Source organism: Butyrivibrio hungatei (assembly GCF_001858005.1).
Taxonomy (GTDB): domain Bacteria; phylum Bacillota; class Clostridia; order Lachnospirales; family Lachnospiraceae; genus Butyrivibrio; species Butyrivibrio hungatei.
This window is the reverse complement of sequence record NZ_CP017831.1, coordinates 1,811,066-1,830,782: the sequence shown is the minus strand read 5'-3', so window position 1 is coordinate 1,830,782 and position 19,717 is coordinate 1,811,066. Positions and strand designations below refer to the sequence as shown.

Annotated in this window: 15 protein-coding genes; all 15 read left to right on the top strand. The window is 39.7% G+C overall.

The genetic code is table 11. The annotated features are described in order from the left end of the window. Positions 1-9 precede the first annotated feature (9 nt). The 15 genes from bhn_RS08495 to atpD all read left to right on the top strand — a co-directional run bounded on the left by bhn_RS08495 (position 10) and on the right by atpD (position 19,714). On the top strand, positions 10-1,854 hold the full coding sequence (locus bhn_RS08495) for a glycoside hydrolase family 36 protein (protein WP_071176291.1): 1,845 nt from the start codon (positions 10-12) through the stop codon (positions 1,852-1,854). 18 nt (positions 1,855-1,872) lie between these two features. Beyond that, complete coding sequence (locus tag bhn_RS08490) at positions 1,873-4,092, top strand: glycoside hydrolase family 95 protein (protein WP_071176290.1); 2,220 nt, start codon at positions 1,873-1,875, stop codon at positions 4,090-4,092. 16 nt (positions 4,093-4,108) lie between these two features. Next, positions 4,109-6,379, top strand: a complete 2,271-nt coding sequence (locus bhn_RS08485) for a glycoside hydrolase family 31 protein (protein WP_071176289.1) — start codon at positions 4,109-4,111, stop codon at positions 6,377-6,379. Then, entirely contained in the window at positions 6,376-7,422 is a 1,047-nt protein-coding gene (locus bhn_RS08480; RefSeq protein ID WP_071176288.1) for an FAD:protein FMN transferase, read from the top strand. Before bhn_RS08485 ends, bhn_RS08480 begins: the two co-directional genes overlap by 4 nt. 33 nt (positions 7,423-7,455) lie before the next feature. Next, complete coding sequence (locus tag bhn_RS08475) at positions 7,456-8,133, top strand: TVP38/TMEM64 family protein (RefSeq protein WP_071176287.1); 678 nt, start codon at positions 7,456-7,458, stop codon at positions 8,131-8,133. Positions 8,134-8,200: 67 nt separating this feature from the next. Continuing rightward, positions 8,201-8,608: an ATP-binding protein gene (locus bhn_RS08470; protein ID WP_071176286.1), complete on the top strand. Its 408-nt coding sequence runs from the start codon at positions 8,201-8,203 to the stop codon at positions 8,606-8,608. Positions 8,609-8,639: 31 nt separating this feature from the next. Continuing rightward, entirely contained in the window at positions 8,640-11,159 is a 2,520-nt protein-coding gene (locus bhn_RS08465; RefSeq protein ID WP_071176285.1) for a DUF342 domain-containing protein, read from the top strand. Between the two features lie 222 nt (positions 11,160-11,381). Beyond that, positions 11,382-11,702 carry a PilZ domain-containing protein gene (locus bhn_RS08460; protein WP_071176284.1) on the top strand — a complete coding sequence of 107 codons (321 nt, stop codon included), beginning with the start codon at positions 11,382-11,384 and terminating at the stop codon, positions 11,700-11,702. Positions 11,703-11,759: 57 nt separating this feature from the next. Further along, on the top strand, positions 11,760-14,054 hold the full coding sequence (locus tag bhn_RS08455; RefSeq protein WP_071176283.1) for a hypothetical protein: 2,295 nt from the start codon (positions 11,760-11,762) through the stop codon (positions 14,052-14,054). Between the two features lie 141 nt (positions 14,055-14,195). After that, complete coding sequence (locus tag bhn_RS08450) at positions 14,196-14,885, top strand: F0F1 ATP synthase subunit A (protein ID WP_071176282.1); 690 nt, start codon at positions 14,196-14,198, stop codon at positions 14,883-14,885. A 21-nt stretch (positions 14,886-14,906) separates the two neighbouring features. Further along, positions 14,907-15,125, top strand: coding sequence for an ATP synthase F0 subunit C (gene atpE / locus bhn_RS08445; RefSeq protein WP_071176281.1), 219 nt, complete (start codon positions 14,907-14,909; stop codon positions 15,123-15,125). Positions 15,126-15,139: 14 nt separating this feature from the next. Beyond that, positions 15,140-15,631 (top strand): ATP synthase F0 subunit B, encoded by a 492-nt coding sequence (locus bhn_RS08440; protein ID WP_071176280.1) that lies wholly within the window; start codon positions 15,140-15,142, stop codon positions 15,629-15,631. Further along, positions 15,624-17,417: a F0F1 ATP synthase subunit alpha gene (atpA, locus tag bhn_RS08435; protein ID WP_083385858.1), complete on the top strand. Its 1,794-nt coding sequence runs from the start codon at positions 15,624-15,626 to the stop codon at positions 17,415-17,417. Before bhn_RS08440 ends, atpA begins: the two co-directional genes overlap by 8 nt. After that, on the top strand, positions 17,404-18,336 hold the full coding sequence (atpG, locus tag bhn_RS08430) for an ATP synthase F1 subunit gamma (protein WP_071176279.1): 933 nt from the start codon (positions 17,404-17,406) through the stop codon (positions 18,334-18,336). The genes atpA and atpG overlap by 14 nt, the downstream gene beginning before the upstream one ends. Further along, a complete protein-coding gene (gene atpD / locus bhn_RS08425; protein ID WP_071176278.1) occupies positions 18,323-19,714 on the top strand; it encodes a F0F1 ATP synthase subunit beta in 1,392 nt (463 codons plus the stop codon). Before atpG ends, atpD begins: the two co-directional genes overlap by 14 nt. The last annotated feature ends 3 nt before the right edge of the window (positions 19,715-19,717 follow it).

The window sequence follows — 19,717 nt, the reverse complement described above, 5'->3', positions numbered from 1 at the left end:
AAGGTTATTATGGAATTTGTAGTAGAAGCTAAGATTATTGGTGATGAGTATGCAGGAGGCTTTTCCTGCGGGTTAAGTATGGTTTCTAGCGAAACGTTTTGGAATCTGAAAAAGGTAGATGTATTAGAAAAAGAAAATGGGAAAGAAACTCTCTTTGTAGATGAGAGGGGATATAGAGCAAGGGTATTTGAGAAAAAGGACGGGGAGGCAATCCGCGTATATACAGAATTTGAAAATAGAAGTGGCAGAGAAGTTACTTTGGAGATGTTATCGAGCTTTGCACTTAAGGGAATAAAGGCTGACAAATTTCACAGGCTTATGAGCTTTTGGAGTGAAGAGGGAAGACTTAAGACTGAGACTATACAGGATCTCCATTTGGAAAAGTCCTGGAATGGCTGCGCAAGAAGAATTGAGAAATTTGGAAATACGGGCTCTATGCCTGTCAGAAAGTATTTTCCTTTCCTTGCCATGGAAAATTCTGAGGATGGAACTTTCATAGGCTTTTTGATGGGACATGCTTCTTCCTGGCAGATAGAGTTTTCCTGTAAGGAGACTCAGGATTTTGATGTAATGGGTGGCATAGCAGATAGAGATATGGGACATTGGATGAAAAAGCTTAGAAGTGGTGAGAGCTTTAGAACCCCTGATGCCATTGTTGCTACAGGAAACTCTTTAGCTGAAGTTTGCGACAAGCTTGTTAAAGCACAGCATCCTGATATTTCACCTGTAGATGACAAGATGGGAATCATGTTTAATGAGTACTGTATCAGCTGGGGAAATCCTGATATTAACAGTGTAAAAAGACTTGCTGATAAGCTTGAAAACAAGGGAGTACAGTATCTTGTAATTGATTCAGGATGGTACGGACTTCCATGTGACTGGGCTTGCAGCGTAGGAAACTGGGAAATAAATAAGGAAAGATTTCCACATGGACTAAAAGAGGCAGCTGATTATGTCAGATCTAAAGGAATGATCCCAGGATTATGGTTTGAATTTGAATTTGCAGGACCACACAGTAAGTATTTTGAAGAGACGGATCATCTTTTGAAAAAGGACGGTCATCCTCTTACAGTAGCAGGAAGACGATTCCTTGATATGGAAGATCCCTGGGTTATAGAGCATCTTACAAAGGATGTTATCGGAACACTAAAAGAGGCTGGCTTTGGATATATTAAGATTGATTACAATGACACTATAGGAATAGGTTGTGATGGCGGCGATAGTCTTGGAGAAGCGCTTTACAGAAAGGTTTTAGCAACCCAGAAGTTTATACGCAAGATAAAAGAGGAAATACCGGATATCGTTATCGAAAACTGTTCAAGCGGCGGACACAGGCTTGTTTACTCAATGATGGAAATAGCAAGTCAGGCAAGCTTTTCTGATGCCCATGAGACTTTGGCTATTCCTGTTATTGCTGCAAATATGCACAGGGTTATTTTGCCAAGACAGAGTCAGATCTGGGCAGTACTTAGAGCAAGTGACAATGCTGATCGCCTTTATTATTCACTTGTTTCTACATTCCTTGGAAGAATGTGTCTTAGTGGTGATATATATGATCTTTCAGATGAGCAGATGAAGATAGTTGATGAAGCTATAGCATTTTATAATGAGGCTTCAGATATTATAAAAAGCGGCGTGACTAAAGTAATTGACAGCAGTGTTTACAGTTACAATAAGCCTACTGGACAGCAGCTTGTGTTAAGGGAATATGAAGGAAAAGTTCTGGCGATCTATCATCGTTTTGAAGATTCCAAGGAGCTTGATAAGAGCTTGCTTAAAGAAGGCAGGATAATAGCAGAATTTGGTAAAGCGGATAAAGATTTTTCTGCATATGCATGCATTTTGCAGAAATAAAACCGAGGTGTAGATAATATGGACAGTTTGAGCTTGTACTACGACAAACCTGCTTATAAGTGGGAAGAGGCACTGCCTGTAGGTAATGGCAGATTGGGAGCTATGGTTACATCTGGGCCAAATAGAGATACTCTTTTTCTAAACGAGGACAGTATCTGGAGTGGGGGTCCTATAGATCGCAACAATCCTGATGCATATAAATATCTTGGAGAGATCAGAAGACTTCTTCATGATGGCAAGATACCAGAGGCTGAAAAATTGGCTGTCATGGCTTTATCAGGTACTCCCAATTCTGAACGCTCTTACCAGATGGCGGGGGTTCTTACTATTGATATGGAACATTCTGGAGAAGTTCATTGTTACGAAAGAGAACTTGATCTTCACACAGGATGCGTTACAACTTCTTATAAGGCAGGAGAGTCCAGCTATAAAAGAGAGCTTATAGCTTCACGTCCCGATGGAGTCATTGTTTATCATCTGACTGCAGATGAAGGGCCTATTAACTTATGCTGCAGGCTGTCAAGAGATTACAACAACCTTGATGATGAATGGGCATCCCAGGATGAAATTGGATTTAAAGTTGTAACAGGGATAGGCATCCCTTTTGCTGTCAGAGTGAAAGCCAGATCTGATGGAAGGATAAGTACTATTGGCGATCATCTTTTGATAAGAGATGCAAAAGAAGCAGATCTGATAATTGATATCAGGACAAGGTTCTATCATGAAGATTATTTAGGGGAATCAGAAAGAAATATAAAGCGTGTCTGCAAGAAATCTTTTGCTGATATATATAATGATCATCTCCTGGAATATAAAGAAGGATTTGAAAAATTATCATTATGTCTGGGAGATGGCTCAGACTCTGACTTGACCATAGGTGCAAGAAAAATGCCTGTTGATAAGAGGCTTTTTGCACTCAAAAATGGAGAGAGCGATCCTGATCTGTTCGCACTATACTTCCAGTACGGAAGATATCTCCTTTTTTCATCGAGCAGGGGCAAATGCCTTCCTGCGAACCTGCAGGGTATCTGGAATTCAAGTCTTACTCCGCCTTGGGGAAGCAAGTTTACGATCAACATAAACCTGGAGATGAATTACTGGATCGCAGAAAGCGGCAATTTATCATCATGCCACGAGCCATATTTTGAACTTTTAAAAAGAGTATGTGATAACGGCAAAGGAACTGCAAAAAAAATGTATGGCTGCAGGGGATTTGTAGCCCACCATAATACGGATATCTACGCAGATACTGCTCCTCAGGATCACTATATCCCTGCTTCTTACTGGGTAATGGGAGGAGCCTTCATGGCAACCCATATCTGGGAGCACTATCTTTTTACCGGGGATGTAGAGTTCTTAAAAGAAAACTTTGATGTTCTTAAAGAGTGTGTAGATTTCTTTGAGGACTTTTTGATCAAAAATGATAAGGGGGACCTTGTTGTATCGCCAACGGTATCTCCTGAAAATACATATATCTTAAAAAGCGGTGTCAAAGGGTGCCTGTGTGAGGGCGCAACAATGGATACAGAGATTCTGATGGAACTCTTAAATGGATATATCGGAGCGTGTAAGGCTTTATCAGCTGATGCAACTGAAATTTCAAGGGCAAAAAAGATCCTGGATGGACTTCCAAAAATACAGATCGGAAGATTTGGCCAGATCATGGAATGGATGGAAGATTACGATGAAGAAGAGCCTGGACATAGACACATTTCGCATTTATATGGTGTGTATCCGGGAAGCTCGATCAGCTTTGAAAAGACGCCTGATCTAATGAAGGCAGCCAGGAAAACTCTTGAAAGGAGACTTTCATATGGAGGTGGTCACACGGGATGGTCAAGAGCATGGATCATTGGACTTTGGGCACATTTTCTTGATGGCGAGAAGGTGTATGAGAACCTTAAAGCTCTTTTAACAGGAAGCACATTTGATAATCTTATGGATAACCATCCTTATCATCCTTCACCTATATTCCAGATTGATGGAAATCTTGGCGCGGCAGCAGCTATGCTTGAGATGCTGGTACAGGGAAGGGATGATGAATTTGTTCTTTTGCCAGCTCTTCCTAGTATGTTTTCAAAAGGAAGTGTTAAAGGAGTGCGCCTAAGGGGCGGTCTTGAGCTTTCTATGGAATGGAAGGATATGAAGGTAACTGATTGGGAGCTTAAAAGAACTTATGGTGAAAAGACCTTAGTTACAGTAAATGTAAATGGTAAGGCTTTGAAAATGACGGTATAAATGGGGAGAAAAGGTTATGATGGAGGTAGTTGCAGCAAAAAGCTACGAGATTACAAGGTGTGAAGATAAAAATGGAATCTTACTTTTTTATTCTGAAGCAGGTGTGCTTAGGATCATTCCGCAAAATGGGGGCATTGTAAGAGTATCTTTTTCAGAAGAGGCAGAGTTTTCTCCAGAGCAGGGAAGAGATTACGATGGCTTTATAAACGGCATAAAATACAAATTGATGGAGTCATCTACTTCTTTTTTTATCAAGTCATCTGAAGGACAGATCATTATTTCAAAGAAAACCGGGGCTGTATCTTTTGAAAATGATAATGGAAGACTTTTACTAAAAGAAAGAGCATTTGAGCCAAGATTTCTTGAAAAGATAACACTTTATCAGACAGTGGGTAATCTTAAAGTTGAAGAGATCGAAACGGCAGATGGGCTGAAAAAGAAGGTAAAGGAAGCAGAAAAAAGAGAATGCGGCTATGCCTATAAGACAAGAAATTATTTTTGCTTTGATGAAGATGAGATTTTGCTAGGTCTTGGACAGGGAGAGCACGGTGAGTGGAATCTTAGAAATACCACTTACTATGGACATCAGGGAAATCGTAAGATCAGCATTCCATTTATGATATCTTCCAAAAATTACGGGATCCTTTTGAGCACAGAGTCTTTATTCATGTTTGAGGAAAAAGACAATGAAGCTTATCTTCAAACGGAAGCAGATTTCTATCTTGACTATTTTTTCCTGTTTGGAGACAACCTTTTTGATGTTGTGAAAAACTTTAGAAGAATCACTGGTAAAGCTGCTATGCTTCCAAACTGGGCATATGGCTATATTCAGAGTAAGGAGCGTTACCAGAGTCAAAAAGAAATCCTTGATACGGCTAAGGAGTTTCGAAAAAGAAAAATCGGCGTAGATTGTCTGGTACTTGACTGGCTTAGCTGGCCTGATGGGCAGTGGGGACAAAAGAGTTTTGATAAAGAGCGGTTTCCTGATCCAAAGAAGATGACAGCAAAGCTGCATGAAATGGGAATTCATTTCATGATGTCAATCTGGCCTAATATGAGTCAGGGCACAGCTGATAATACTGAATTTATGGATGCAGGTCTTTTATTCCCGGGGACTGATGTATATAATGCATTTGAAAAAGCGGGAAGAGATATCTATTGGAAACAGATCGAGAAATCTCTTTATCCTGCAGGTGTTGATGGCTGGTGGTGTGACAGCAGTGAGCCTATCACACCTGAATGGGGGCATATTATCGAACCATCTGCTGGTGAAAAATACTGTGAGTATAAAAAAGATGCTGATAATATCATGCCATTTGAGAGGGCTAATTCATATGGAAAGTATCATGCATTGGGGATATGGGAAAATCAAAGAAAACAGGATCATGACAAAAGAGTTGTAAACCTCACAAGAAGCGGCTGGGCAGGTAGTCAAAAGTATGGTACTATTCTGTGGTCAGGGGATATTTCTGCCAGCTGGCAGTGCCTTAGAAACCAGGTAAGAGCTGGGCTTCAGATTGCTGCAAGTGGTATGCCTTATTGGACAATGGATACAGGAGCTTTTTTTGTCAAAAAGGGCAGAAACTGGTTTTGGAATGGACAATATCCTGATGGGATCACTGAAGAATACAAAAAGCTCTATGTCAGGTGGCTTGAGTTTGCAGCGTTTTTACCTGTATTCAGGGCACATGGCACTGATATAGAAAGAGAACCATGGGCTTTTGGTGATGAAGGAAACAGATATTATGAAGCCATCTGTAAGACTATAGAGCTCAGATACCAATTGATGCCTTATATCTACTCTGTGGGTGCTTTGGTCTGTCTGGAAGATGGTACATTTATCCGTCCTTTGCTTTTTGATTTTGGAAATGATAAAAAAGCAAGATATATTTCTGATCAGTACATGTTTGGACCAAGTATTATGGTGTGTCCTGTTGTTGATGATCAGAATGAGAGAAATATTTACCTTCCTGAAGGAACAAAATGGTACGACTTTTACACGAAGGAGTGCTATAAGGGAGGACAGGATATTTCATATAAGTGCCCTCTTGATAAGATTCCACTTTTTGTTAAGGAAGGATCTATAATTCCTATGAAAAAGCCGGAGCTGTGTACCAGGGATATGAATGATAATGCTGTGGAAGTTTCAGTTTACCCCGGATGTGATGGAAGTTTTAGATTATATGAGGATTCCGGAGATGGATACGGCTATGAAAAGGGAAATTATCATATAAAGAGCTATTATTGGAATGAAGAAAAACAGGAGTTAACAGAGGATTATTCATGAAAAAGCTTTTAGGAGTCGTCGGAGTAGTATTAGGCCTGGCGGTATTTCTGGTTATACTAAAATTTTATCATGCCAAGGAAGACAATCTTGAAACTACAACGCTTTATGCAATGGATACGCTAATGGAGATCCAGGTTGCGGGAGATGAAGCTCTTTTGGATGAATCTGAAAGAAGAATAGGAAATCTTGAAAAGGCGCTATCTGTTACTGATCCTGAAAGCGAAATAGGACTTCTAAATGAAAAAAAGCAGTACACAATGTCTAAACAGACTACTGAGATCTTAAAGAATGCACTTGATATATGCAAGGAGACTGATGGAGATCTTGATATATCAATATATCCGGTGCTGACTGCCTGGGGATTCACTACCAGTAAGTATAGGATCCCTGAGGAAACTGAGATAAAAGATCTTTTAAAATATGTTGATTACAGAAGGATCAGCATAAGGAACGGATCTAACGGAACATCTCTTGTTACTATCCCTTCCGATATGAAGATTGATCTTGGAAGTATCGTAAAGGGATATACCAGCAACATGCTTGCTGATTACTACAGGAAGATGGGAGTGAAAAGTGCTCTGATAAATCTTGGAGGCAATGTACAGTGCGTTGGGAAAAAGCCAAACGGTCAGCCATGGAACGTTGCCATAAAGAGCCCATTTAAAGATACTAAGAGCGGGATTTTGGGAGTGATAAAGGCAGAAGATGTAGCTATTATCACCTCTGGAGGATATGAGAGATTCTTTGAAAGTAATGGAGAAGTGTTCTGGCATATCCTGGATCCGGATACAGGAAAGCCTGCAAAGAATGGCCTTGTATCTGTCACTATAATCGGTAAGGATGGTCTTATGTGTGACGGATTTTCAACAGCTCTTTTTGTGAAGGGTCTTGATGAGGCTATAGATTTTTGGAAGACGAGAGATGACTTCGATGCAGTATTTATCACTGATGATGGAAATGTGTATGTGACAGAAGGGATAGCTGACAAGTTTTCTCTTTCTTCTGAGTATTATGATGCTAAGCTTACTGTAGTTAGAAAGTGATTCACATAGTATAATTGATCTAGAGGCGATCATATGAAAAAGGGTGTCTTTAGAACTATATTAACAATTGCATTAGTTGTTGTATTTATGCTATCTTTGTATTTATTTATCGGACGTCCTATGATAAAATTTGTAGGAGATCCCGATAAGCTTAAGCAGTATGTTGCTGAGCAAGGGGTGTTGGGGTTACTTATATTTGGTATTTTTATCTTTATTCAAACTCTTTCTACTTGCATTCCAGGACTACCGTTTTATCTGGCGGCTGGTTACGTGTGGGGCGGATTAAAGGGCGCGGTCATATGTGATGTTTTTGCTACTTTGGCGAACTCTTTAGCTTTTCTTATTGGTAGGAGATTTGGTAGAGATTTCCTTCTATATTTATTCCCAGAAGACAAACTTATAAAGGTTGAGGATTTCATAAAAAGAGGAAAACCTATGCTTATTCACATTCTTTTTATGTTATTTCCTTTACCAAAAGATACATATGCCTATCTTGGCTATTATTCAGAAGAAAAACTTATTGTGTGGATCATTCTGACACTCATTTTCAGATTTCCACATATTTTCCTATATACCTATAGCGGAGCAATGCTTATTTCTAATCAGTACAGCTTCCTTGTGCTAGGAGCAGTGATCGCGATCATCGTATATGTAGTAGCTGCGCTATTTGTAAAAAAAGAAAAAGAAGGTAATAGCAGAAAAAATAATTAAACATATTAACGATATTTTGTATATAATATAATTGTAGGAGTCTATGTAAATCAGTTGGAGAGTAGATATGAGTGTACTAAAAATTGATGCTCTGGTAGATAACCTGGATAAAGTCATTGGATTTGTTGACGCAGAGCTTGAACAGCATAATGCTTCACTGAAGGTACAGACTCAGATCGATGTAGCAGTTGAGGAAATATTCGTTAATATTTGTCACTACGCATATGGAGATAAAGTAGGGCAGGCTGAAATATCTTTTGATTATGATACTGGTAAAGAGAGCGCGGTCATAACATTTATTGATAGCGGCGCCAGATATGATCCATTACAAAAAGAAGATCCTGATATTACACTATCTGCTGAAGAAAGGCAGATAGGTGGATTAGGTATTTATATAGTAAAAAAGAGCATGGATGAGGTTAATTATCTCTATGAAGATGGGAAAAACAAGCTTTCCCTCATAAAGAAACTGTAAAGACTATATATGCCAAATTTTAGGAGCACATATGGCTACTCAGGAAGCGGACCTTATTAGTGAATTTAATGTTTATTCTGGCCTTGATTCTTTTGATCAGAATTCATTAGAAAAAGAGCTAGATCTGTGCAAGTATGCAGGAGCTGATGTTGACAAACTGAAAGCTCTTAAGTTTAATGCGCTTCAATTGGCTGAGATCAGGAAGGGTCTCACCGATAAAGTAGATATTTCTAAATATCTTGATCCAAAAATGCCATGGACTGAGATGGAAGAGCTTCGTCTCGAAATGACTCAGAATATTGACATGACAAAATACAGAGAAGAAGGCTTTGATCTAAGGCAGATTTCTCAGATAAGGCAGGGAATTCAAAATGGTATAGATGTTTCTGTATATGCCAAGAAAGAGTATTTAGCAGACCAGATGCGAGAACTCAGGCTTGGTATGTCTAAAAATGGCGGCGTTCCAATTATTTTTTTCCAAGATCCACAATACGATAATCTGCAAATGCGGGAAATCAGAAAGGGCTTAGAGGCAGGAATCGATATTTCTTCTTATGCAGCTGTAGATGTGCCGTACATGAAAATGCGAGCTATCAGACACAGCGCGGAGGATGGGCTATTTTTCACAGATCAGGAAATTGCTAGATATAATGCCAATATACTTAATCAGATGCATAAGGCTTACTTAGACAACGTAGATATTTCCAGATATATCAAAGAAAGATTTGATGGGGATCAGATCGAACAGATCAGGATAGGACTTAAGGAAGGACTTCCTATTGATGATTTTATTACAGGAGACATGCGCGGAGATGCTATAAAAGAGATCAGAATTGGTCTTGAAAATGGCGTTGACGTTGGTAAATACGCAGATGGTGCCTATGGATGGCAACAGATGTATGAGATGCGAATGGGCTTGGAGCATCAGATAGATATTACTCCTTATAGCAAGCCTCTTTATAGAGCTGATCAGATGCGCGAGATCAGACTTGGCCTTGAGGACGGGCTTGATGTAAGTCAGTATTCTACAATGATGTATACAGCCAAGGATATGAGACGCATCAGGGAGCTTATGCTCTCTGGTGAATATCAGGCTGTTCTTCCGGATGAAACACCTGAGGCTATAGCACTTGATAGAACAGGTGGAATAAAGGATGACAAGGTTCTTATTGAATCTATGATTGAAAATAAGGACTTATATCTGTCCTTTACACAAAATAACATGCTCTGCTGGATGAAGCTCCCACTTAGAGCTGACGGTATGGAGTATACAGAGGATGTTGTGCTGGCATTCCTGTTCAAATGTAATGTCAGAAAGGGAATAAACAGAGACATCATCTCTGATATGGTAAAAGAACATAATCATAATCAGAAGTATCTTGTGGCTTCAGGAAAAGAAGTAATAGATGGTTCTGATGGCTATTATGAGTATTTCTTTGATACAGAGGCTAATACAGAGCCTGTAATATTAAAGGATGGAACCGCAGATCTCTCTAACATGGATCTTATTCAGGTACATGTAGGTGATAAGCTTGCTGAATATCATAGGGCAACCAGAGGTTCAGATGGTTTTAACGTATTTGGCGAAGTTGTTAAGGCTAAATCAGGTAAGGAGATTCCAATCCTTAAAGGTGAAGGCTTTATGATACTAAGCGACAGAGTAACCTATGTTGCTAAGTACACAGGGGCTCTTACCTATAAAGATGGGATCATAGATATCCAGAAGATCATGGTAATGCCTGAAGTTAAGATCACTGACAAGAAGATCAGTTATGATGGCGTTGTGTATGTGACTGGTGACGTTAATTCCGGAAGTGTCATATATGCAAGCGGTGATATCATAATTGGTGGTCACATGGAAAGCTCAGAGATCAACAGCGGCGGAAATGTAATAATAAAATGTGGTGCTACTTGTCCTATAAGAGGTAGCATTACTGCTAAGGGAGATGTTTCAGCCAAGTTCTTTGAGGGCGTTTCAATAAATGCCAAGAATATCTCAGCAAACTACTTTATCAACTGTACTATAAATGCTCAGGGACTTATTAAGACCTATGGAAGAGCAGGAATAATCTATGGCGGAACCTGTCAAAGTCTGTTTGGCGTAGAGTCAGCTGTTGTGGGCAATAAGTCAGGTGCCAAGACTATCATAAATCTTGGTGTAAACGGAGCGCTTCTTGGAGAATTCAATGCTATCCAAAAGAGTATTAGTAGAGAAGAAGAGGACCTTCGTACTCTTACAAATGAAAAGAACAGGCTTCAGGAGATCGGAGCGGTTGACAGACAGCAGATGCAGTGGAAGATCAAGATAAATGCTGCTATTGGTACGAAAGAGAGTAAGATAAAAGAGCTTAAGATAAAGAAGGAAAAGCTCGAAGAAGAGATAAATAAGGGCAGTCAGGCTCAGGCTGTTGTTACCGAGATGGTATATGCCGGTACGATATTTGTTATAGATGGAATTGTATATAGGGCAGATAGTGATCGTAAAACTTACGATAAACTCACGTTTAAAGCAGATGCCCTTCGAGAAAACATAATAGTTATTGAAGGTTAAAGGATTTGATGATCCCCAACGTGGTCGTAGAGCCATGTTGGGGATTTTTATTTTTTTTTAATAAATATAAAGAGTATTTTATACGATAAAGGGTAAAGCAAATAAAATTAACGGACGATAAATCAGTTATAAAAGTATCATAAAACACGTTTTTTCTGCTTATTATGATGATTTTTATGATTTATAATAAATATAATAAAACTAAGAATAGGAGAAAAAACTATGGAAGAACGTAGACAAATAAATAGAGTTGATTTTAAAGCAAACAGCGTAATAGTCGATAAAGAGACATTAGAAAAATATTATGGAGAAGTAAAAAATGTCAGTCCATTGGGAATCGCTATTACGGTAGATGCAAAGACACCCGATATAGTCGGCAGGGATGTGATAGTAGTTGCAGAAACACTTATCATGTACGCTGACGTAGTCAGAATAGATGAAGAATCTGACAACGCAAAGACAATAGCATTAAAGGCGAGAAAGTTTACACCTGATGTACTTGAGTATCTGTTCGAACATATCGCACAGGACGTAGAGATCTGATAGTAACTTATTTGATCAAATGTAACTGGTTCACCACTTAATATGAGGAAAGAAATTATGAAGAAAAACAATTTGACAAACACAAAGCTTATATCAGCAATGCTTGTTGGCATTTCAGCAATGATGGCTATGTCAAATCCATTAACTGTATATGCTGAGGAAAATCCTGATAGCACAAATGATCAGAATACAGCGGAAAGTAATACAAATGAAGAAAGTGGCGTTACTAGTGAAGCAAAAGAACAGGCAGAAGTAACTTCAGATGCGATCGATACTGCTGAGGAAAGATTCGAAGAGATTGCTGAAGCACCAGTATCTACACAGGAAGCAGGAAAGCTTTCTGAGGATGCAGTAGAAACAGTGAATCTTGAAGCTGAAGAAATTATTTCAGAGGATGGCAAAAATCAGAATCTTGAAAATGCTGCTGAAGATATTACAAATGCAGAGGCTAACCTTGTAGTAGCTGGTGAAGCTGATAAAGCTGCTGACGAAGAGGCAAAAGAGGCAATTGATAGCCTTGGAGCAGCAACAAGGATTTCTGAAAACGCTGCTGAAACTGTAGCTGATGCAAAGGTAGAAGCTAACGAGCTTGCAGACAAAGTTGCAAATGCAGGAAATAAGGTGGAAGCAGATAAGGCATATGACGAGCTTACAAAGCTTGTTGAATATACAAATGAGGATATTTCTACCAAGAAAGAGCTCTATGAGTCATTAAAGGGACAGTATCAGACAGCTGTAGAGAATCTTCAGAAGAAAGAAGCTGAGTATCAGGCAGCTTTGGTTGATGCAGGTACAAATACTGATGAAGCTAGAAAAGAACTTGAGAAGGCACAGGCAAGCGCAGATGCTCTTGAAACTGCAGTAGCTGATGCAAAGGCAGAACTTGCAGTAGAAGCTAGCGCAGCTGAAAAGATCAATAGCCTTGTTAATACGGGAACAGATTGGAATAAGCAGAGAGCAAGAATGCAGAGCATAGTAGTTAACTACTATATTCCACAGGTCCTTGATAGCGGTGCTACAAATATCAAGTTTGTTAAATATGTAAGAGGCTATGACAAACAGGATAATAACTACAACATCTTTACATATGTTGATAGTAATGGCGTTACTCAGACAGTTTACTTTAACTATGACAGAGTAGACAAACAGCCTTGTGATAACAGATATAACAATCTTGGAAGTAGCACAGATATCGTAATCTATCAGAAGAGCCAGGAAGAAATAGATGCTGACAAGTATTTAAATAGCTATTTTGGTAAGAACAGCAATGACGATACAAATGAACTTCACGACAGAGCTAATAATGGTAAGCTGGATGTATTTGCCTACGATGAAGGTGGCATAACCAAGTATCTTGTAAGAGAAGAGGTAGAGGCTCTTAAAACTAGTGGTGAAGTAAAAGAAGTTGATGGAAAATTCATCATGGGAAGCGTAGAGCTTCGCAAAGTAGTTCAGAACAAGAACAGCAAAGTCCATGGCGGAGAATACGCTGTTGATACAATGAATGATGCGGAGTTTAAGGCATTCTGTGAAAAGGCTGGAACATATGCTGCTAAGTACAAGGAATATGACAAGGCTGTAACAGAAGCCAAGCAGGCAGTAGAAGATGCTATCACAGAAACAGATAAGCTTAGCGGCGCTATTGATGAACTCAAGAATACTCGTAAGAACAGACTTGCTAATGCTAAGGCAGCTCTTGAAGTTGATGATCTTGCTACATTCTTTGGCCTTGATATTACAGAAGCAGAAGCTGCTGACCTTAACAACATGACTTTAGAAGAGGCAATAGAGTTCCTTGATAAGTACCTTGCAGAAGCAGAAGAAAAGATCAAAGAAGCAGAAGCTGGTCTATCTGAGCTTGAAGAAAAGAAGGCTAAAGCTTTCGAGGCATTAAAGAAATTTGTTCAGTCAAATGGCGGCGACGAGGCAACTGATGATACAACAGAAAGTGCTGGAAATACAGAAAGCGGAGCTGCAAATGTATATGCAGTACCTAATACAGGAGTAGTAAACATAAATGCAGAGGCAGGTACTGGTGAGATGACAGCAGCACAGGCAGTTATGAACGATGCAGTTCAGAACGATGTTCTTGGCGATAGAAGAGGCGAGCTTGATGAAGTTTTACTTGCAGGTAAAGCAAAGACTCCCGCTAAGAAGAATGTAAATAAGGAAAAAGCAGAAGTAAAGGCACCTACCGTAGTAACTATTCTTGATGAGGAAGTTCCAGCATCAGATGGAATGAAACAGGAAAAGGTATCCTGGTGGTGGCTCATCCTTATAGGATTCCTTGGTGCAACTGGCGAAGAGATGTACAGAAAGAACAAAACAAAGAAAGAGAAGATCAAAAAATAATAAAAATAGCTTTTAAGAGCTGGTCAAATGACCAGCTCTTATTTGTTTATAAAATTTAGTCTATCTCTAAATGTTGTATGAAAAACATTGCACATTTAGCGTTATTTTTCTATAATAAGTGTAGTTTTGGGGGCAAATGATATGAAAGAAACATTATATGAAATCTTAATGGGAGACAAAGCGCTGATCCATATTCCGTATGGCGACGGATTTTTTGATATATACAAGTCTGTTGTAGTATCCTGGTTGGTCATAGCTATTGTCTTTTTTCTTATCCTGTTTATGACGCGTGATCTCAAGGTTCACAATATTTCCAAGAGACAGGCTGCGGTTGAATCTTTCGTAATTTGGATAAGAGGCGTTACCGGGGGAATGATCGGAGAAGAGGGCTACAGGTACAGAGACTATTTGGGTACTGTGCTTATTTTCATAGCTTTTTCTAACATGATGGGCCTCTTTGGACTGACACCGCCAACGATGGACATTACCATCACTATAGCTCTTTCCATCATGAGCATTGTACTTGTAGAAGGTGCAGGGATCAGGAGAAAAGGTGTAGGAAAATGGGCTAAGGGCTTTGCTCAGCCTATGGCAGTAATAGCGCCTATGAACGTTCTTGAGCTCTTTATCAGACCACTGTCTCTTTGCATGCGACTTTTTGGTAACATTCTTGGAGCCACAGTTATTATGGAGCTTATCAAGGTGGCTATGCCACTTCCTGTTATCGTTCCAGCTGCGCTTAGTTTATATTTTGATATTTTTGATGGCGCAATACAGGCTTATGTTTTTGTATTTCTAACATCACTATATATAAAAGAGGCTCTTGAGTGAGCAAAATTAGGAGGAAATAATATGAATTTAACAGCTATTGGAGCAGCTATTGCTGCATTTACAGGTATTGGAGCAGGTATTGGTATCGGTATCGCAACATCTAAGGCAACTGACGCAGTTGCTCGTCAGCCAGAAGCAGATGGCAAGATCATGAAACTTCTTCTTTTGGGTTGTGCTCTTGCAGAAGCAACAGCCATCTATGGTTTCGTTGTTGCTATCATGATCATTCTTTTCTCATAAAGGAGATGTAAGTCGTGTTAACTACTAGTATTGTAAACATTGCATGCACAATCATAAATCTTCTTATTTTGTATTTTATTGCCAAGAAATTTCTTTTCCAGAGAATTGACAATATCTTCATGCAGAGAAAAGAAGAAGTGGATGAGGCTACAAAGGCAGCTGATAAGGCTACACAGGAAGCTATTAACACTAAGAAAGAATACGAAAAGAAGATTGAACTTGCAGATGAGGAAAAGGAACAGATCCTTTCTGACATCAAGAAGCAGGGCTATGATGAGTATGAGCGCATTGTAAATGATGCCAAGAAAAAGGGTGAGCAGATCCTTATTGAAGCCAAGCATAATGCTGAAGTTGAGAATGAAAGGGCAAAAGAGGTCTATGCAGCTCAGCTTACAGATATGGTAATTGACGCAGCTTCTAAAATTGCTGCCACCAAGCATAGCACTCAGGATGATCTGGAACTCTATGACAAGTTTATTAGTGAAGCTGGAGTAAGTAATGAGTGAAAGTTTAAAAGCGAAGCTGCGCTATGCCAGCACAGCTCCCAGCAATGAACAGATTGAAAAGATCAAGGCTGTTCTTAAAAAGAAATTTAATACAGATGATATAGAAATTGACGTCTATGAAGATCCATCCATAGGCGGCGGTTTTGTTGTTTCCTGCAAGAACTTTGAGTATGACTGGTCTGATGCAGGAAGAGCAAAACAGCTCCGTGCTGAGCTTAATAATCTCAGCAAAAAGAATGGAGACCGTGAAACAGGCAAGATCATTTCTATGCTCAGTTCAAAGGTAGAGAACTTTGAGCTTGCTATTGAGGATAGAGAGGTTGGAACTGTTACATGGGTTGGTGATGGAATTGCCAATATTGATGGTATTGAGCATGCTTTTTATGGTGAGATCATTGAGTTTGAAGATGGAACCAGAGGCATGGCTCAGGACATAAGAGATGATCATATAGGCTGTATTCTTTTTGGTAATGATACTGGTATCAGACAGGGAACCAGAGCTGTCAGAACCTACAAAGAGGCAGGTATTCCTGTTGGCGAAGCCTTCATAGGAAGAGTTGTTGATGCTCTCGGAGCGCCTATTGATGGACTTGGAGATATCAAGGAGTCAGGATATAGAGCAGTCGAGGAACCAGCACCTGGAATTATTGAGAGACAGTCTGTAAATGAGCCTATGGAGACAGGTATCTTGTCAATTGATACCATGTTCCCTATTGGTAGAGGACAGCGTGAGCTCATCATTGGAGACAGACAGACTGGTAAGACTTCAATTGCCATTGATACTATCATCAATCAGAAGGGCAAGGATGTTATCTGTATCTATGTAGCTATAGGACAGAAGGCATCTACAGTTGCCAAGATCATACAGACACTTAAAAAGTCTGGAGCCATGAATTATTCAATAGTAGTTAGTTCAACTGCTTCTGATATGGCACCACTTCAGTATATTGCACCTTATTCAGGAACAGCTCTTGCCGAGTACTTCATGCATCAGGGTAAGGATGTACTCATTGTTTACGATGACCTTTCCAAGCATGCTGTAGCTTACAGAGCGCTTTCTCTTTTGCTTGAGAGATCTCCTGGTAGAGAGGCTTATCCTGGAGACGTATTCTATCTTCATTCAAGACTTCTTGAAAGATCAAGTAAGCTTTCTTCAGAGCTGGGAGGCGGTTCTATAACAGCCCTTCCAATTATCGAGACTCTTGGTGGAGATGTATCAGCGTATATTCCTACTAACGTTATTTCTATTACTGATGGACAGATCTTCCTTGAAAGTGATCTGTTCTTTGCAGGTATGAGACCGGCCGTTAACGTAGGTCTTTCTGTATCCCGTGTAGGTAGTGCGGCTCAGACCAAAGCTATGAAAAAAGCTGCCGGCAGCATAAGAGTTGATCTTGCTCAGTATAGAGAAATGGCAGTATTTACACAGTTTAGCTCTGACCTTGATGAGACTACCAAGAATCAGCTTCGTCATGGAGATGTTCTTATGGAACTGTTGAAACAGCCTTTGGAACATCCCCTTGCTATGCATGAACAGGTTATTATTTTGGTGGCAGTTGGTGCAGGAAGACTTGATATGATTCCAGTCAAGAAAGTAAGAGCATATAAGGAAAAGCTTCTTACATTCTTTAATACAGAGCACTCAGATATCTGTGAAGAGCTTCAAAAGAGCGGTGATCTGTCAGAACAGTTAAAGAAGAGGATCCTTGACTGTGTTGATGAGTTTAATGATGCAGAGAACAAGCTACTTAAGGAAGAGATAGAAAAGAGTCATGGCAACAATTAAAGAGATCAGAGATCGAATAAATTCGGTCAATGATACCAAGAAAATTACAAATGCGATGTATCTTATTTCTTCTACAAAGCTTCGAAAGGCCAAGAAGATGCTCACTGAAACTGAGCCATTTTTCTTTGCAACTCAGGCTATGATATCAAGAGTTGTGCGCCATCTTCCAGAGGGCGTAGAGAATATCTTTCTTGAGACAAGGCTTGATATTCCTGAAAAGGAAAGAAGAAGAGGATACATTATATTCACTGATGATAAGGGACTTGCCGGTGCTTATAACCATAACGTTTTGGATGTAGCTGAAGAGCATATCAAAAATGACGGCGATAAATGGAAGCTTTTTGTCATTGGTGAAGTTGGAAGATTTCACTTTGCTTCCAAGAATATGGACATTGAAGAGTCATTTCTTTTCACATCTCAGAATCCAACACTTCACAGAGCAAGAAAGATTGCTGCTGAAATATTGGATTACTACTATTCAAGACAGATCGATGAATTCTATGTTATCTATACAACGGTTCATGGAAATGTCTGCGAGACCAGATATGAAAAGCTCCTTCCACTAGATATCATTACAGATATCCAGTTGATGGAACAGCCTGCTGGAGTAATGAGAGAAGAGTTCCTTATGGAACCAAGTCCTTCAGCAATCCTTGACAATATTGTTCCAAACTATATCACTGGATTTATATATGGAGCTCTTGTTGAAGCATTTTGTAGTGTTCAGAGTGCCAGAATGATGGCTATGGATTCTGCCAACAAGAACGCTGAAAAGATGCTTGATAATCTTCAAAGGACTTACAATCGTACAAGACAGGCTTTGATAACACAGGAAATAACAGAGGTTGTCAGCGGAGCAAAAGCTCTTAAACGTAGTAAGGAAGCAAAGAAAAAAGGAGCGGCACTTGAAAAACGGTAAGATTTTACAGGTAATGGGACCTGTAGTTGATGTAAAATTTGATGATAGCGACCTTCCATACATAAGCGATTCTTTGGAAGTTTATGTAGAAGATCAGAAAAGAGTTATGGAAGTTGCGCAGCATATAGGTGATGATGTCGTTCGCTGTATTATGCTGTCTCCAAGTGAAGGCCTTGCTAAGGATATGGAGGTTTATTATACAGGTGGACCGATAAAGGCTCCTGTTGGAGAAGAGGTACTTGGAAGACTGTTTAATGTACTAGGAGAGCCTATAGACAAAAAGGGCGATCTAAAGACATCTGAAAAATGGAATATTCACAGAGAACCACCTAAGCTTGTTGATCAGAGCCCTGTAGTTGAGGTCTTGGAAACAGGTATCAAGGTAATTGATCTTCTTGCTCCATATGCAAAGGGCGGTAAGATAGGTCTTTTTGGAGGAGCTGGTGTAGGTAAGACAGTTCTTATTCAGGAGCTCATCCAGAATATTGCTACAGAACATGGCGGATACTCTATATTTACAGGTGTTGGAGAGCGTTCAAGAGAAGGTAATGACCTTTGGTCTGAAATGACACAGTCAGGCGTTATCAATAAAACTGCCTTAGTATTTGGACAGATGAACGAGCCACCAGGAGCTCGTATGAGAGTTGCTGAGACTGGTCTTACAATGGCTGAGTATTTTAGAGATGTTAAGCATCAGGACGTACTTCTTTTCATTGATAATATCTTTAGATTTGTTCAGGCTGGTTCCGAGGTATCATCACTTCTTGGAAGAATGCCTTCAGCGGTAGGATATCAGCCTACACTTGCTACAGATCTTGGTTCTCTTCAGGAGAGAATCACATCTACAAGATTTGGTTCTGTAACTTCTGTACAGGCTGTTTATGTGCCTGCAGATGACCTTACGGACCCTGCACCTGCAACAACTTTTGCTCACCTGGATGCTACAACAGTTCTTTCTCGTAAGATTGTTGAACAGGGTATCTATCCAGCTGTAGATCCGCTTGAATCTTCAAGCCGTATCCTTGAGGAGGATATAGTAGGAAAAGAGCATTATGAGACAGCCATGAAGGTACAGGAAATATTGCAAAAGTACAAGGAACTTCAGGACATCATCGCTATCCTTGGTATGGAAGAGCTTAGTGATGAGGATAAGAGTACTGTTTACAGAGCTCGTAAGATCCAGAGATTCTTGTCTCAGCCATTTCATGTTGCTGAGCAGTTTACAGGTATCAAGGGTAAGTTTGTACCACTTGCTGAAACAGTTAAGGGATTTAAGGCTATCATTGATGGTGAAATGGATCAGTATCCAGAAGCAGCATTCTTTAATGTTGGAACTATCGAGGAAGTAATTGAGAAGGCAAAGCAGATAGAGGCGTAATGT